Source organism: Bradyrhizobium sp., from assembly GCF_036735945.1.
In the GTDB taxonomy this organism is placed as follows: Bacteria; Pseudomonadota; Alphaproteobacteria; order Rhizobiales; family Xanthobacteraceae; genus Bradyrhizobium.
The window spans coordinates 97,897-112,091 of record NZ_DAINNI010000002.1 but is presented as its reverse complement, the minus strand read 5'-3'; the positions used below and the strand labels follow the sequence as shown (position 1 = coordinate 112,091).

General features: G+C 64.5%; 16 protein-coding genes. 9 read left to right on the top strand and 7 right to left on the bottom strand.

The window, feature by feature from the left end:
* Nucleotides 1-307: 307 nt before the first annotated feature.
* The 3 genes from V7E26_RS01430 (at nt 308) to V7E26_RS01420 (ending at nt 3,175) form a co-directional block, all read left to right on the top strand.
* A complete protein-coding gene (locus V7E26_RS01430) occupies nt 308-1,471 on the top strand; it encodes an ABC transporter substrate-binding protein (RefSeq protein ID WP_442893338.1) in 1,164 nt (387 codons plus the stop codon).
* A 142-nt stretch (nt 1,472-1,613) separates the two neighbouring features.
* The gene (locus V7E26_RS01425) at nt 1,614-2,408 is read left to right on the top strand and encodes an enoyl-CoA hydratase (RefSeq protein ID WP_324412677.1); all 795 of its coding nucleotides are present in this window, start codon (nt 1,614-1,616) and stop codon (nt 2,406-2,408) included.
* Nucleotides 2,409-2,410: 2 nt separating this feature from the next.
* A complete protein-coding gene (locus tag V7E26_RS01420) occupies nt 2,411-3,175 on the top strand; it encodes a hypothetical protein (RefSeq protein WP_324412675.1) in 765 nt (254 codons plus the stop codon).
* A 157-nt stretch (nt 3,176-3,332) separates the two neighbouring features.
* Here the strand turns inward: V7E26_RS01420 and V7E26_RS01415 are convergent, their stop codons facing one another.
* Genes V7E26_RS01415 through V7E26_RS01405 form a run of 3 tightly spaced genes read right to left on the bottom strand, consistent with a single transcriptional unit; the run spans nt 3,333 to nt 6,415 of the window.
* Nucleotides 3,333-4,133 (bottom strand): enoyl-CoA hydratase/isomerase family protein, encoded by an 801-nt coding sequence (locus tag V7E26_RS01415; protein ID WP_324412673.1) that lies wholly within the window; start codon nt 4,131-4,133, stop codon nt 3,333-3,335.
* A gap of 17 nt (nt 4,134-4,150) precedes the next feature.
* Nucleotides 4,151-5,311, bottom strand: a complete 1,161-nt coding sequence (locus V7E26_RS01410; protein WP_324412671.1) for an acyl-CoA dehydrogenase family protein — start codon at nt 5,309-5,311, stop codon at nt 4,151-4,153.
* Between the two features lie 36 nt (nt 5,312-5,347).
* A complete protein-coding gene (locus tag V7E26_RS01405) occupies nt 5,348-6,415 on the bottom strand; it encodes an acyl-CoA dehydrogenase family protein (RefSeq protein ID WP_324412669.1) in 1,068 nt (355 codons plus the stop codon).
* Nucleotides 6,416-6,693: 278 nt separating this feature from the next.
* Here V7E26_RS01405 and V7E26_RS01400 point away from each other — a divergent pair, with 278 nt between their 5' ends.
* Nucleotides 6,694-7,476 (top strand): SDR family NAD(P)-dependent oxidoreductase, encoded by a 783-nt coding sequence (locus V7E26_RS01400; RefSeq protein ID WP_324412667.1) that lies wholly within the window; start codon nt 6,694-6,696, stop codon nt 7,474-7,476.
* 120 nt (nt 7,477-7,596) lie between these two features.
* Here the strand turns inward: V7E26_RS01400 and V7E26_RS01395 are convergent, their stop codons facing one another.
* Both V7E26_RS01395 and V7E26_RS01390 read right to left on the bottom strand, forming a co-directional pair.
* The gene (locus tag V7E26_RS01395) at nt 7,597-7,875 is read right to left on the bottom strand and encodes a GlsB/YeaQ/YmgE family stress response membrane protein (protein ID WP_324412665.1); all 279 of its coding nucleotides are present in this window, start codon (nt 7,873-7,875) and stop codon (nt 7,597-7,599) included.
* A gap of 64 nt (nt 7,876-7,939) precedes the next feature.
* Nucleotides 7,940-8,527 (bottom strand): YidB family protein, encoded by a 588-nt coding sequence (locus V7E26_RS01390; RefSeq protein WP_324412663.1) that lies wholly within the window; start codon nt 8,525-8,527, stop codon nt 7,940-7,942.
* 137 nt (nt 8,528-8,664) lie between these two features.
* On the opposite strand from V7E26_RS01390, the gene V7E26_RS01385 reads away from it, so the two are divergent.
* Both V7E26_RS01385 and V7E26_RS01380 read left to right on the top strand, forming a co-directional pair.
* On the top strand, nt 8,665-9,669 hold the full coding sequence (locus V7E26_RS01385; RefSeq protein WP_324412662.1) for a 2-dehydropantoate 2-reductase: 1,005 nt from the start codon (nt 8,665-8,667) through the stop codon (nt 9,667-9,669).
* 45 nt (nt 9,670-9,714) lie between these two features.
* Nucleotides 9,715-9,921: a hypothetical protein gene (locus V7E26_RS01380; protein WP_324412660.1), complete on the top strand. Its 207-nt coding sequence runs from the start codon at nt 9,715-9,717 to the stop codon at nt 9,919-9,921.
* A gap of 9 nt (nt 9,922-9,930) precedes the next feature.
* Here the strand turns inward: V7E26_RS01380 and V7E26_RS01375 are convergent, their stop codons facing one another.
* Nucleotides 9,931-10,623 (bottom strand): hypothetical protein, encoded by a 693-nt coding sequence (locus tag V7E26_RS01375; protein WP_324412794.1) that lies wholly within the window; start codon nt 10,621-10,623, stop codon nt 9,931-9,933.
* A 228-nt stretch (nt 10,624-10,851) separates the two neighbouring features.
* Nucleotides 10,852-11,808, bottom strand: coding sequence for a helix-turn-helix domain-containing protein (locus V7E26_RS01370; RefSeq protein ID WP_324412658.1), 957 nt, complete (start codon nt 11,806-11,808; stop codon nt 10,852-10,854).
* A 308-nt stretch (nt 11,809-12,116) separates the two neighbouring features.
* Here V7E26_RS01370 and V7E26_RS01365 point away from each other — a divergent pair, with 308 nt between their 5' ends.
* Genes V7E26_RS01365 through V7E26_RS01355 form a run of 3 tightly spaced genes read left to right on the top strand, consistent with a single transcriptional unit; the run spans nt 12,117 to nt 14,172 of the window.
* A complete protein-coding gene (locus tag V7E26_RS01365) occupies nt 12,117-12,755 on the top strand; it encodes an RraA family protein (RefSeq protein ID WP_324412656.1) in 639 nt (212 codons plus the stop codon).
* A gap of 34 nt (nt 12,756-12,789) precedes the next feature.
* On the top strand, nt 12,790-13,158 hold the full coding sequence (locus V7E26_RS01360) for a cupin domain-containing protein (RefSeq protein WP_324412654.1): 369 nt from the start codon (nt 12,790-12,792) through the stop codon (nt 13,156-13,158).
* 54 nt (nt 13,159-13,212) lie between these two features.
* Entirely contained in the window at nt 13,213-14,172 is a 960-nt protein-coding gene (locus V7E26_RS01355; protein WP_324412652.1) for a Bug family tripartite tricarboxylate transporter substrate binding protein, read from the top strand.
* Nucleotides 14,173-14,195: the final 23 nt, after the last annotated feature.

Here is a 14,195-nt window from a genome sequence, read left to right as displayed (position 1 = left end):
GTGGAGCGCCAGGCTCAGTGCAGCAGGATGGGTGGACCGAAGCGATATCTCCCGCACAACGTTTGATGGGTTTCGCTTCCGCCTTCGCTCGTTGAGCTACGGGGAACAAGTCGCTCCAGCCATCCTGCAGGGGGCATTCCGCTTAACGGAAATCGCGACGGAATCTCCTTTCCCGCGCCTTGCCGCTCATGATGCCATGCGGCATGATCGCGCCGAAAATTTTTCAAGCCCGCAGGCAATGCGGCGCGTTTACAGGGAGGCCTTCGTGAAAAGAACAATAACAGGCATTGTCGCCACGGTGCTGGCGATGTCGGCGACTGCGGCGCTGGCGCAAGGCAAGCCGCCGCTCAAGCTCGGTGGCATCCTCGACATGTCGAGCCTCTATGCCGATATCACGGGGCCGGGTTCGGAGACTGCCGCGAAAATGGCGGTCGAGGATTTTGGTGGCGAAGTTCTCGGCCGCAAGATCGAGATCGTCGCGGCCGATCATCAGAACAAGGCCGACCTTTCCGCCAACATCGCCCGCGACATGCTCGACAATCAGGGCGTCGAGATGCTGTTCGATGTCGCGGCGTCGGCCACTGCGCTCGCCGCCGGTGAGATTGCGAAGGCGCGCAACAAGATCGTGATTTTCAACGGCCCCGGCTCGATCCGGCTCACCAACGAAGCCTGTGGCCCCTACACGGTACACTACGTGTTCGACACTTTCGGCCAGGCCAATGTGACCGGTCTCGCCGCTGTCAAGCAGGGCCTCGATAGCTGGTACTTCCTGACCGCCGACTACGCCTTCGGTCAGGATCTCGAGAAGGACACCACCAACGTGGTGGTGAAGTCGGGTGGCAAGGTGCTCGGCAGCGTCCGGCATCCGCTCAACACGTCTGACTTTTCCTCCTTCCTTCTGCAGGCGCAGGCTTCGAAAGCCAAGGTGATCGGGTTGGCCAATGCCGGCGGCGACACCGTCAACGGCATCAAGCAGGCGGCCGAGTTCGGACTGATGAAGGGCGGCCAGAAAGTTGCGCCGCTGCTGGTCTTTGTCACCGATATCGACAGCATCGGTCTGGAAACGGCGCAGGGGCTGCTGCTTTCGGAAGCATTCTACTGGGACCTCAACGACGAGACCCGCGCGTTTTCCAAACGCTTCATGGAGCGCATCAAGCGGGCTCCGACTTCGGCGCAGGCCGGCGTCTATTCGTCGGTCACGCACTACCTGAAGGCCGTGAAGGCTGCGGGCACCACTGATTCCGCGGCCGTCATGAAGATCATGAAGGAAACCCCGATCAACGACATGTTCGCCAGGAACGGCAAGATCCGCGAGGACGGCCGCATGGTGCATGATATGTACCTGTTCGAGGTGAAGAAGCCGTCAGAGTCCAAATCGCGCTGGGACATTTACAAGCTGCTGGCGACGATCCCCGGCAGCGAGGCGTTCCAGACGCTGGAAGCCTCGCGCTGCCCGCTGGTGAAGAAATAACGCGAAGCGTCATCCCGGGGCGATGCGAAGCATCGAACCCGGGATCTCGAGATTCCCCGGTGTGCAAGGCACACCTGAGGTCTGGTCCTTCGGACCATCCCGGAATGACGGCCTAAAACCAACAACAAAGAAAGCACGACACATGAGCGCAAACGAAATGGTCCTCCAGAAACTCGAGCAGGGCCTGCTCACCATCACCATGAATCGCCCGGACCGGCGCAATGCGCTCAATCCGGACATGACCCGCGGGCTGGTGGAGGCGGCGCGGCGCGCGGTCGACGATCAGGAGGTGCGCGCCGTGCTGATCAAGGGCGCGGGCGGCACGTTCTGCGTCGGCGGCGACGTCAAGTCGATGGCGGAAGGCCGCGCGCCGCTCGGCTTCGAGGCCAAGATGGTCAATCTGCGCCGCGGCATGGAAGTCTCGCGAATCCTGCACCAGATGTCGAAGCCCGTGGTGGCGCAGCTCGACGGCGCGGCGGCCGGCGCCGGGCTGTCGATCGCGCTGTCCTGCGACCTGCGCGTCGCCAGCGCCTCCTGCAAGATCACCACCGCCTTCGCCAAGGTCGGATTGTCAGGCGATTACGGCGGCACCTATTTCCTGACCCAGATGCTCGGCAGCGCGAAAGCGCGCGAGCTCTATCTGACCTCGCCGGTGCTGAGCGCGACGGAGGCCTATAATCTCGGCATGGTGACCAAGGTGGTGCCGGATGCCGAGATCGACAGCGCGACGCATGATCTCGCGATGTCGCTGGCGCAGGGGCCGTCGGTGACGCTGGGCTACATCAAGCGCAACATCAACAATGCCGAGACGATGTCGCTGGAAGCCTGCTTCGACGCCGAAGCCATCCATCATTCGCGCTCGGGCGAGACCGCCGACCACAAGGAAGCGGCGAAGGCGTTCGTCGAGAAGCGCAAGCCCGTCTTCCAGGGGCAGTGACGATGGCCGAGTATCTCAGGCTGCGGCAGATCTGCCTGGTGGCGCCACATCTCGAGCCCGTGATCTCCGATATCTCTGACATCATGGGCCTCGATGTCTGCTACCGCGACGGCAACGTCGCGAAGTACGGGCTGGAGAACGCGCTGCTGCCGGTCGACACCATCCTGCTCGAGGTGGTGGCGCCGTTCCAGGCGGGTACCGCGGCGGGACGCTTTCTCGACAAGACCGGCGGGCGCGGCGGCTATATGGCGATCTTCTGCTGCGACGATCCCGATGCGCGCGGCAAGCACGCCAACGGGATCGGCGTGCGCACGGCGAACGTGATCACGCACGCGCCGTATCACGGCGTGCAACTGCATCCGCGCGATTGCCGCGCCGCCTTCATCGAGTTCAACCACACCGACGGCAGCGACGACGTGCTCGGCCACTATCCGCCGGCCGGACCGGACTGGCAGAAGGCGATCCGCAAGGACGTGACGCTGGCGCTGACCGACGTCGAGATGCAGAGCCCGGACCCGCAGGGGCTCGCGGCGCATTGGGGCAAGATACTGGGAATCACGGCCGGCAAGAGTGCGGACGGTCAGGCTGAATTGAAACTGCCCAACGCGCGCTTCAGCTTCGTCAGCGGCGCCAGCGATCTGATGAGTGGATTGACGTTCAAGGTCGCCGATGTTGGCAAGGTGCGTGACGCCGCCAGGGCGAAGGGTTGCAAGGTGTCGGGCGACAGCTTTGATCTCTGCGGCGTGACGTTCAGGCTGGTGGGGTGAATGCCATCCACCAGCCCGTCGTCCCTGCGAACGCAGGGACCCATAGCCACCATTGCTGATGGCGAAGGAAGCCATCTCCCCTTGTGCCCTCTCCGGGGCTGCGGCGTATGGGTCCCGGCTCAAGGCCGGGACGACGTGTTGAGGGAGTTGCGCCGCCCTACCGCCCCTTGAAGTTCGCGACGCGGCGCTCGGCGGTGGCCTTGACGCCTTCCTTGAAATCTTCCGTCTGGCGCAGCTTGTTCTGTTCGACGAGTTCGTGGTTGGTCGCGGCCAGCACGCGGTCGGCGAGGCCGGCGCGCATGGTGGCGCGGGTCGAGATCAGGCCGAGCGGGGAACATTCGGCGATCTCGGCGGCGAGCTTCATCGCTTCAGTGCGGACCTGGTCCTGCGGCACGCAGATGTTGGCGAGGCCCATCCTTGTGGCGTCTTCGCCGGTGACGCGGCGGCTGGTGTAGAAGATCAGCTCCGCATTGTTCTTGCCGACCAGGTCAGGCAGCGTCGCGGTCAGGCCAAAGCCCGGATGGAAGCCGAGCTTGGTGAAATTGGCGGCGAAGCGCGCTTCGGGACAGGTGACGCGGAAGTCGGCGGAGACGGCAAGCCCGAGGCCGCCGCCGATGGCCGCGCCGTGAACGGCGGCGACGATCGGCTTCTTGTTGCGGAAGATGCGCACGGCCTGGACGTAGAGATGGTTGATCGGCAGGTTCGCCGCCGGGTCCTTTTTCGATTCCTCTTCCTGCTCCTTGCGCTTCGGATCGGAGAAGTCGGCGCCGGCGCAGAACGCCTTGCCTTGCGCGGCGAGCACGGAAGCTCGTATCTCGACGTCGTTGTCGAATTCCTCCAGCGCGTCGGCGATCTGGTTGATCAGCGCGACGTCGAAGAAGTTCAGCGGCGGTTTGCGGATTTCGATCAGGCCGACGTGACCGTGCTTCTCGACGCCGATATCAGTATATTTGGTCATGAGGTTTCCTCGTTGAATTAGCGCAAGCCGAGCCCGCGGGCGATGATGCCGCGCAGCACTTCGGTAGTGCCGCCCTGGATCGTCAGTTTCGGCGCGGTCTTGGTGGCGAAGGCGAGCTGGTTTTCCAGCGTCTCGCGGTTGGTGGCGGTTTCCTCGACGAAGGCGGCAAGCTCGCGCACGCGGTGCGGCAGCTGCTGCTCCCAGATGGTGCCGATGTCCTTGACGATGGAGGCCTCGACCACCGGCTCCTTGCCGGCCTGCAGCATGCCAGCCACCGACACCGACATGCGCCGCATGGTGTGGACCTGCGCCACCAGCCGGCCGATGCCCTCGGCGCTGCGGGTGTCGGGATTCTTGCCGACGGCGCGCACCAGTTCGGTCAGGACATAATAGGTCTCAAGGAAGCGCTCGGGACCTGAGCGCTCATAGGCGAGCTCGCTGGTCGCCTGCTTCCAGGCGCCGTCGATCTCGCCGAGCACGTGATCGTCGGGAACGAAGAAGTCGGTGAAGACGACCTCGTTGAACTCGTACTGGCCGGTGATCTGGCCGATCGGATTCACCTGGATGCCCGGCTGCTTCATCTTGACCAGGAACTGGGTCAGGCCGTGGCGGCGGTTCTCTTTCGTCGGCGGCGACGTGCGGAAGATCGCGATCATGTAGTCGGCGATATGGGCCGAGGAAGTCCAGATCTTGGTGCCGTTGATCAGATAGCCGCCATCGGTCCTGGTGGCGCGGGTCTTGGCCGCGAACAGGTCCGAGCCGGAGTTCGGCTCGCTCATGCCGATCGCAAAGCAGATCTCGCCTTTGCAGATGCGCGGCAGGATCTCCATCTTGATGTGTTCGGGCGCGTATTTCAAAAGCACCGGGCCGCTCTGGCGGTCGGCGACGAAGAAGCGCCGCGTCGGTGCGTTCGCCACGCGCATTTCCTCGGTGACGACATAGCGCTCGAGGAACGAGCGCTCGTGGCCGCCGTATTTTTTCGGCCAGGTCATGCCGAGCCAGCCGCGCTCGCCGACCTTGCGGGAGAATTCCGGCACGTCGGTGTCTTCGCGGTTCGGCTTGTGCGGATCAAAGGTGCCGGCGGCGATTTCCTCGGCGAGGAAGGCGCGGACTTCCTTGCGCAGTTGCTCGCATTTTTCCGGCAGGCGGATCGGATCGAAACGAAGGGCTGCGGTCATTGTCTATCTCGACTTCTCAGCAAATCAGTGTGGATGTCAGCGCGAGGCGACCAGCGGCCACAATTCATCGGCGCCTCTGACACAGACGAGCTTGCCGAGCTCGACCGCCCAGTAGCTTTCCGAGCCGAAATCGTCGCGCCAGGCGAGCGCGCGCAGCGAATAGCGGTGCAGGATGTGCTCGATGGTGAAGCCGATCGCGCCGTGCACCTGGTGGGCGATGCCGCCGCCTTTCTCCGCTGCTTCCGCGCAGCGGATTTTTGCCGCGACGGCTTCGAGGAACACTTCGTCGTTGAAGTCGGTGGCGTTGGAAATCGCGTCGGCGGCCGAGGTTGCCGCGGCCAGCGCCGCCGCCGATTCCCCGGCAAGCCGAGCCAGATTGTGCTGCACCGCCTGGAACTTGGAAATTTTCTTCTCGAACGCGACGCGCTCGTTGGAATAGCGCACTGAAATCTCCAGCATCGATTCCAGCGCGCCCGCGATCTGCAGGGAGCGTGCGACGCCGCCCATCAGCATCAGCCGGGTCTGGTCGAACCCTTTCGGCGCCGGCTTGATCGCGGCCGGCTGCACCTTGTCGAGCGTCACCACGTCGGATTGATCGCCGCCGAGGTTGAGGCCGGACTCGATCCGGCATTTGCCGGCGTCGACGAGGGCGATGGAGAAGTTGCCCTTCGCATCGGCGGCGAGCACCGCAAAATGCCTGGCGGCCTTGGCGAACGGCACGCCGCGGGCCCGGCCCGAGAGGCTGCCGTCGGCATTGACGGTAATCCGGTCCTTCGGGCTCGCCGGCACCACCGTCATCTCGCCGTCGGGCGAAGCGATCCTGGCCTGGGCGAGCAGCCAGCCGGCCAGCATGGTTTCGGCGAGTGGGACTGCGACGGCAAAGCGGCCCGCGGCGCTCAGCACGCTGAAGCCTTCGGCCAGCGACGCGCCCGAGCCACCGCAATCCTCCGGCACCCAGGCCAGCGGCAGACCGGCGTCCGTCAGCGCCTGCCACAGCGGCGCTTTCCATTCACCCTTCTTGTCGCGATTGATGGTTTGGGCGTCGGCGAGATCGGCGAAGATTTTCTCCGCGGTCTCGGCAACGATGTTCTCACTCTCCGCCACAGCGTTCCCCGATTTGAAATTGGCATGCCAATCCCGACGGATAGCGCCGGGGGCGGCTGCGGTCTTTTCTTGCGCTTTATGATGGGCAAAAGCCATAGCCCTGACAAGCGCTCTCCGCAGGGCGGCCTGCGAGGGCGGCATGATGATCGAGCATCCGAGAATAATTCCGCGAAACGGATTTGGCCGAGGTTGCGCGCGATCGGCCGCGCGATATGGTACGGCCGGCCTACCAGCGGGCGCGTTCGAAGCCCAGCCAAAAACAACAGAAGGAAATGCGGATGTCGAAGGATGGTTTGTGCGCGATAGTCACCGGTTCTGCCTCGGGCCTCGGGGCCGCTACCGCCGCCATTCTGGCCAGGGGCGGCGCGCGCATCGTCGTCAATTATTCCAACAGCAAGGCGGAAGCTGAAGCCACCGCCGACCTCTGCCGCAGCGCCGGCGCCGAGGTCGTGGTGGTGCAGGGCGACGTCTCGCGCGACGAGGATTGCAAGAAGATCGCGGCCGCCGCCGCGTCCTGGGGCCGGCTCGACGTGCTCGTCAACAATGCCGGCACGACCAAGCACGTGCCGCATCACGATCTCGACGGGCTGTCGGCGGAGGATTTTCAGCGCATCTATGCGGTGAACACCATCGGCCCGTTCCAGATGATCCGCGCGGCGCGCGCGCAACTCGAAGCCGGCGCGAAGGCTTCCGGCAAGCCGTCCGCCGTGGTCAACGTTTCCTCGGTCGCCGGCATTTCCGGCGGCGGCTCCTCGGTCGCCTATGCCGCGAGCAAGGGCGCGCTCAACACCATGACGCAATCACTGGCGCGCGCGCTGGCGCCGCTGATCCGCGTCAACACGGTGTGCCCCGGCTATATCGATACGCCGTGGTTCACCAAGGGCCGCGGCGAGGCCGGTGCGAAGGCGGTGCGCGACGCCGTGGTCGCGAAGGTGCCGCTGAAGATCGCGTCCACCGCCGAGGACATCGCGCAACTGGTGTGTTTCCTGGCCTCGCCGGCGTCGAGCAACATGACGGGCGAGTTCGTCCGCATGGATGCGGGCATGCATCTGGTGCTGTGACGGCTACGGACTAACCCCGTCATTGCGAGGAGCGGCAGCGACGAAGCAATCCATGCTTCGCCCGCCGCACGATGGATTGCTTCGCTTCGCTCGCAATGACGGCGGAGGGAATGGTGCCCTCTATCGATTCCCGGGATCCGATATCACCCGGCTGGCCACCAGCCGGTTCCAGATGAACAGCACCACCAGCGCGCCGATGGTGGCGGTGATGAAGCCGGCGCCCTGGTCCGGGCCGTAATGGCCGATGGCCTGGCCGATGAAGGTGGCCAGAAACGCGCCGGCGATGCCGAGCACCGTGGTCAGGATGAAGCCGCTCGGGTTGTTCGGCCCCGGCGAAACGATCCGCGCGATGATGCCGGCGATGAAGCCGACGACGATGACCCAGATGATGCCGCTCATGTGCTGTCCCTTTCCGATCCGTCGATGGTGAAGCAGCGCGGGGCTGCCGCGCTGATGCGCGGCGTCAAATCCGGCCCGACATCTCGTTGTCGCTCGGCAGCCTTCCGTCCGGCGTCAGATGATTGACGACGTCGGGCAGGTACTGGCTGAGGCCTTGCAGCAGATCGTTGCGCGACAGGCCGCTCTGCGAGGCGAGGGAGTCGATCTGGTCGACGCCGAGCGCGTTGGCGAGGTCGCCGGGCGAGACCTGCTTGTTGGGCCCGTTGCTGACCCACGAGTCGGCTTGATCGCCCAGCCCGTTCTGCTGGAACTGTTTGAGGAGATCGCCGAGGCCGCCGCTCAGGACGGTGCCAGCCGCGCCGCCTGCGAGCAGGCCGCCCAGCCCGCCCTTGAGCAGGTCGCTCATCCCGCCCGCGCCGCCGCCGGGCATGCCGGCAGTCACATGGCCGGGTGCGGGCGGAGGTACGGGTGTGGGGCGCGGCGCGGCGCCGGCCTGATTGCCGGTGAAATGCTTGATGCCCTTCCAGGCCAACAGCGCCAGGATCGCCATTGTCATGGGCGACATGCCGCCGCCGCTATCGGATTGTGCGCTGGGGGTGCTCGGGCCGCGCGGGCCATTCTGCATGCCGTTGAGTACGTCGAGTAAACCCATGGTCGTCTCCTCCGTAGCCCCGCGTCAACATAACGGCGGGCCATGACTGTTACAAGAAGTGGCACGGCCGGCGCCTGCGATAGGCACGGCACGCGCGCTCTGCTATTCGAAGCCCGGTGTAACGCGGTGAGTGCGAAATGGTTTCGGGGCCGGCGATCGGTATTGCGGGGGCGGGCAGCATCGGCTGCTTCGTCGGCGGCATGCTGGCGGCCAGCGGCCGCCGCGTCGCGCTGCTGGCGCGCCCGCGCGTGATTACTGAAATCGAAGCCAATGGGCTGCGGTCGACGAGTTTTGAAGGGTTCGATCGGACCATTCCACGTGCCTCACTCGCATTGTCGGAAAATCCTTCTATTTTCGAAGGCGCCGGCACCGTGCTGGTAACCGTCAAGAGCGCGGATACCGCCGGTATGGCCGACATCATCGCGAAGCATGCGCCGGCCAATGCCGTCGTCGTCAGCCTGCAAAACGGTGTCGGCAACGTTGCGGTGCTGCGCGAGCGCCTGCCGGGGCGGCGCGTGCTCGGCGGCATGGTGCCGTTCAACGTGATCGCGCTGGGTGAGGGGCGGTTTCATCGCGCGACCTCCGGCGACATCGTGATCGAACGGGACGAGGCGCTGCCGGCCGGGAAGCTGTCGGTGCCGGGCCTGAAGGTGCGCAGCAGGACGAACATCGAAGGCGTGCAATGGGGCAAGCTGCTGCTCAATCTCAACAACGCGCTCAACGCGCTGGCCGACCTGCCGCTGCGCCGGCAAATCGGTCAGCGTGAATGGCGGCGCCTGTTCGCCGACCAGGTCGCCGAGGGTCTCGCCGCGATCCGCGCCGAGGGCATCAGGCCGGTGTCGCCGACGCCGGTCCCGCTCGCATGGCTGCCGTCGCTGCTCCGCCTGCCTGATACGATCTTCGAAGCGCTGCTCGGGCGGACCATGAAGATCGATCCTGAGGCGCGTTCGTCGATGTGGGAAGATCTGAAACATGGCCGCCGCACCGAGATCGACTATCTGCAGGGCGTCATCACCGGGATAGCTGTGCGTCACGGGCTCAAGGCGCCGCTGTCACGCCGGATCGTGGAATTGATCCGGCGTGCCGAGCGCGAGGGCCGGGGATCGCCCGGCCTGACGCCGGATCAGGTTCGCGCGAGCTGAACGCGCGAAAATGTGTTGAACTGATTGCGCGCGAGGGAGAGGCGAATGAAGCGAATAAATCTGGCGCTGATCGCGGTTGCCATTGCGGTTGTCTCGGCGGGCGCGGCATCGACCCCGGCCCGCGCCGTGCCGCCGACGGTGACACCGTCGCCCGGCTATGATGCGAGGCTGCAAGAGCAGCGGGCGGCGTCGCGTGCGGCCACAGCGCCGGCCGTCAAGTCGCGCCGCGTCAAGCGCGGGCGGACGCACTGATCGGAAAGATCAGCCCTTCTTCTGCCTGGAGGCTTGCTGCTGTTGTTGCGGTTGTTGCTGCGGATTCAGAATCCGCTTCAGCCCGTTGAGGCTCTCGGAGAGCCGCGGCCATTCACAGGAGAACTGGTTCTTGGCGCAATGGGCGGCCCGCAGGCGCGCGGCCTGCTTGACCGGGCTTGCCACCGGTATCGGCACCTTTTCGAATTCGACCGGTGGAGGGGAGATCGGCTCGTCGCGCAGCGAGACCTGCTGGACCTCCTGCGCCGGCGGCTCTGCCTGCTTGGCGGCCGCCTGGGCCGCGGCGTGATTGCGCCGCTCGCGCTCGAGATAGGCGGTATATTGCTCGTCGATCTTCTTCTGCTCTTCCGGCGTCGGGTTGGGGCCCGCGATGTCGAAGGTCCGGTCCTGCATGAAGTCGTAATAGGTGTATCCGCCACCGGACTTGCGGCGGCCGGCGTATTTCGCATTACACTCGGCGAGCTTCGTCGTCTTTTCTTCCTTGGTCTTCGCCTGCTCGGCCACGTCGGCGCAGGATTCGAAGTCATACGGCGCGCTGCGCCACCACTGGGCATCCGCAGCCAACGGCGCGAGCACGAACAGCCCGCCGATCGTGGCTACAACAAATGAAGATGCACGTGAGGCGATCACGGACGAGAGTTTCCTGTCGATTCTCTTGGGAACTTTGCTTGAGTCGATTGTCATCATTTTGGCAGCGCTGTCACGCCGAAATTGCACGATTTTCCCGCTGGTGTTGAGACTCTACCTGTGCCATGTGACCGCTGGAACACGGTGCTAGGCCATTAGAAAATTTGAAGAAATCCAATGGCGAAGCAGGACTGCGCGCGAGATGTTGAACCGATTCTAACCGCGCCATCTTAGAGCGGCCGGAGAAGTACGCCACATTGTGGCAAGAATCAGTCGGAGCCTCAATTAGTCAGAACCTCGGGCGCGGGCCAATGTGCGCGACGCCGTTTCGTGGAAGGTCGCGCGATAGAGCCTGGCGAATTCGCCCATGTGATGAAAGCCGTTGGCGCGCGCGCACGACGTCACGGTGACGGCGTCGGATCCTTTCACGAGCTGGCCGCGGGCCGACCAGAGTTGCTTGAGACGCAAATAGCGGTGCAGGCTCATGCCGCGCACGGTCGCGACCGCGGTGCCCAGCGTTCGCACCGACACGCCGCATGTTTCGGCAAGGTCGGCGCTGTAGATCGCCGAGGCGGCATGGAAGGCGACATACTCGTCGATGATGCGCACGAGACGGCAATAGCCGCGGCTGGCAATCCGGTTCGTCAATTCCGACGTCCTGCTGCCGCGGAACATCTCATCGATCGCGCGCAACAGGCCTTCCTGAATGGTGAGCGCCGAATTCGGCTCCTGAAACAGGTCTGGCCGGGCGGAAGCCATCTGCAGAATGCGCGTGGTGGCCGATCGAACCGTCGCCAGGTCGTCGGCAAGCGGCGTGAACGCGCATAACTCGTCCGGCGTATCGAGCCATTCACGGTCGCGCAGGGCGGGCCCCAAGGTGATGATGGCGTGCAGTGATCCGTGCGGCTCGACGAATTGCAGATCCACATTGCCGCGCATGCCGACAAAGGTCGGACGGTCCACGGTGAGACCGTTGACCGATACTTCGTGGGCGTCCTTGAGCTGGAAGATGACAACGCCCTGCGCGGAGCGGTAGCTGACATCGATGATGCGCGGAAACGAGGAGAGCACGCCGATCTGGCAATGCGGCAACTGCACGATTGCGCGCGCCGTATGAAAATTCGCAAGGCTGAGCGGCACGCTGCGAGCTTCCGCGACGAACTCGACCGGCCGGAAGGCGTCGATGTCGGAAAACTCAACGATCGAGAGCGCCGGTGAAGGCGAAAGGTTCTGAAATGGCATTGTGAAGCGATTGGTTTGAATCGTCGAATCCGATCGTAGCGTCGAATGGTCTGGTTAAACTGATATTAACAGGTGTGGCCAGGCAAGCGCGATTTCACGTTGCGGCCGTGGCTTGCCCGTGGAACCCGATGATAAGGTGTCGCAGGACTGCCGCATGGTGTGTTGCAAATCCATTATAGCTGCTCCTGCGGAATGCTATTGGTTTTGCGGCAACGGAACAATTCAAGTGGCCGCGCCATGCGGCATGGCTGAAAAGGCTTGATGGCTGAAAACGGCCTGGTTCAAGGCACAAGGGGGAAACAGTCTGCATGAGCATCACGACAGCCATGACCAGCGTGCCGAAGCCCGCGCCCGACCTGATCGAGGCCTTCAGGGGCGCGCCGACCTCGGTCATTTCAGACAATCTTGCCCGGCTGCCGGGAGCGGTCGGCCTGCGGCCCTTCCATCGCGGCGGCAAGCTGGTCGGCGTCGCCTTCACCGTGCGCACGCGGCCGGGGGACAATCTGGCGATCCACCGGGCGCTCGAACTGGCCGGCCCCGGCGACGTGATCGTGGTCGATGGCGGGGGCGATGAGTCGCGGGCGCTGGTCGGCGAGATCATGAAGAATATCGCCGAATACAGGGGCGCCGTCGGCTATGTGATCGACGGCGCGATCCGCGACGTCGCCTCGTTCGCGGCCTCGGAGTTTCCCTGCTTTGCGCGCAGCGCCATCCACCGCGGCCCCTACAAGAGCGGCCCGGGCGAGATCAACGTGCCGGTTTCGATCGGCGGATCGGTCATCTCGCCCGGCGACATCGTGGTCGGCGACGAGGACGGCGTGGTGTCGTTTCCCACTGCTGTGGCGGCCAGCCTGCTGGAAGCGGTGCGCGCCCAGATCGCGCGCGAGGAACAAACGATCATCTCGATTCGCGAAGGCCGCTACCAGGGCAGCTACGGCAAGTCCTGAAGCCCGACGTGTCTTGAAGCCTGACGGAGGAATCATGAGTCAGAAGGACGAGTTTCACAATCTCGACAACCCGGCCGACGGCCTGTTTCGCGAACTCGCCGCCGGCGTCACGACGCGGATCTTTTCCGGCGAGCAGGCCATGCTCTCCGTGGTGACGCTCGGGCCGAACGCGCAAGGCACCTTGCATCATCACCCCGAGGAGCAATGGGGCGTGCTGCTCGACGGCTCCGCGATCCGCGTTCAGGGCGGGGAGGAGATAGCGGTGAAGAAGGGCGACTTCTGGCGCACGCCCGGTAACGTTCCGCACACCATGCGGGCAGGACCCGACGGGGCGCGTGTGCTTGACATTTTCAGCCCGCCGCGGCCCGAGTATAAGAAAGCCGGGTCCGGCTTCGGGACATAGATAAAGCCTGCGAACAAAAACAAGATCGCAGGCGTCATCGGGAGGAAAGTTCAGGTGAAGATTACACGACGCAATCTGCTTGCGGCATCGGCCGCGTTTGTGGTGACGCCGGCGCTGGGGCAGACGGCCAAGAACATGACGCTGGTGGTGCCGTTTCCGCCGGGTGGCTCCACCGACGCGCTGGCGCGGCTGCTGCAGTCGCATCTGCAAACCAGGCTCGGCCGCACCGTTCTGGTGGAGAACAAGTCCGGCGCCGCCGGTTCGCTCGGCGCCATCCAGGTCGCCAAGAGCGCGCCCGATGGCGCGACATTCCTGGTGACGTTTGATTCGCACGCGGTGATTCCGTCGATCCTGGAAAAGCCGGGTCTCGATGTCGAGAAGGATCTTGTGCCGGTGTTCCTGGTCGGCACCGCGCCCTATGTCGTCGCGGCGAATGCGGAGCGTCCCTACAAGAATTTTGCCGACGTGATCGCGGCCTGCAAGGCGAATCCCGGTGCGGTGAAATATGCGTCCGTCGGCATCGGCACGCTCGGCCATCTCGCGATGACGGTGCTGGGCAAGAAGGCCGGCGTCGAGATCACCCACGTACCCTATCGCGGCGGCGGCCCGGCGATGAACGACGTGCTCGGCGGCCATGTCGACATGATCATCGGATCGGCGGCGCTGATCACCGCGCAGCTCGGCACCAACATGTTGCGGCCGATCCTGCAATTGGGCCGCGAACGAATGCCCGTGCTCAAGGACACCCAGACCGCGATCGAGGCGGGCTATCCCGATGTCGAGACGCTGGCCTGGTGGGGCGTCTTCGCGCCCAAGGACACCCCACCCGACATCATCGCCGGCATGGCGAAATCGGTGAAGGAAATCTTGAGCGAGCCCAGCGTGGCATCGCAGCTGCAGGAGACCCAGCAGATGACGCTGCTGCTTGCCGACGGCAAGGATTTTTCCACCTTCTTCGCCAGGCAGGTCGGCATCTGGGGCCAGGTCGTGCGCGAGAACAACATCAAGGCGTAGGGCGGGGCGAGTGGCACGCGAAG

What these genes read in the sequence shown, in the direction of transcription:
- V7E26_RS01395 (WP_324412665.1), bottom strand. Translation starts at nt 7,875, where the DNA reads ATGAGCGGCATCATCTGGGTCATCGTCGTCGGCTTCATCGCCGGCATC.
- V7E26_RS01430 (WP_442893338.1), top strand. Translation starts at nt 308, where the DNA reads ATGTCGGCGACTGCGGCGCTGGCGCAAGGCAAGCCGCCGCTCAAGCTC.
- V7E26_RS01425 (WP_324412677.1), top strand. Translation starts at nt 1,614, where the DNA reads ATGAGCGCAAACGAAATGGTCCTCCAGAAACTCGAGCAGGGCCTGCTC.
- V7E26_RS01390 (WP_324412663.1), bottom strand. Translation starts at nt 8,527, where the DNA reads ATGGGTTTACTCGACGTACTCAACGGCATGCAGAATGGCCCGCGCGGC.
- V7E26_RS01415 (WP_324412673.1), bottom strand. Translation starts at nt 4,133, where the DNA reads ATGACCAAATATACTGATATCGGCGTCGAGAAGCACGGTCACGTCGGC.
- V7E26_RS01375 (WP_324412794.1), bottom strand. Translation starts at nt 10,623, where the DNA reads ATGACAATCGACTCAAGCAAAGTTCCCAAGAGAATCGACAGGAAACTC.
- V7E26_RS01385 (WP_324412662.1), top strand. Translation starts at nt 8,665, where the DNA reads ATGGTTTCGGGGCCGGCGATCGGTATTGCGGGGGCGGGCAGCATCGGC.
- V7E26_RS01370 (WP_324412658.1), bottom strand. Translation starts at nt 11,808, where the DNA reads ATGCCATTTCAGAACCTTTCGCCTTCACCGGCGCTCTCGATCGTTGAG.
- V7E26_RS01420 (WP_324412675.1), top strand. Translation starts at nt 2,411, where the DNA reads ATGGCCGAGTATCTCAGGCTGCGGCAGATCTGCCTGGTGGCGCCACAT.
- V7E26_RS01365 (WP_324412656.1), top strand. Translation starts at nt 12,117, where the DNA reads ATGAGCATCACGACAGCCATGACCAGCGTGCCGAAGCCCGCGCCCGAC.
- V7E26_RS01380 (WP_324412660.1), top strand. Translation starts at nt 9,715, where the DNA reads ATGAAGCGAATAAATCTGGCGCTGATCGCGGTTGCCATTGCGGTTGTC.
- V7E26_RS01360 (WP_324412654.1), top strand. Translation starts at nt 12,790, where the DNA reads ATGAGTCAGAAGGACGAGTTTCACAATCTCGACAACCCGGCCGACGGC.
- V7E26_RS01410 (WP_324412671.1), bottom strand. Translation starts at nt 5,311, where the DNA reads ATGACCGCAGCCCTTCGTTTCGATCCGATCCGCCTGCCGGAAAAATGC.
- V7E26_RS01400 (WP_324412667.1), top strand. Translation starts at nt 6,694, where the DNA reads ATGTCGAAGGATGGTTTGTGCGCGATAGTCACCGGTTCTGCCTCGGGC.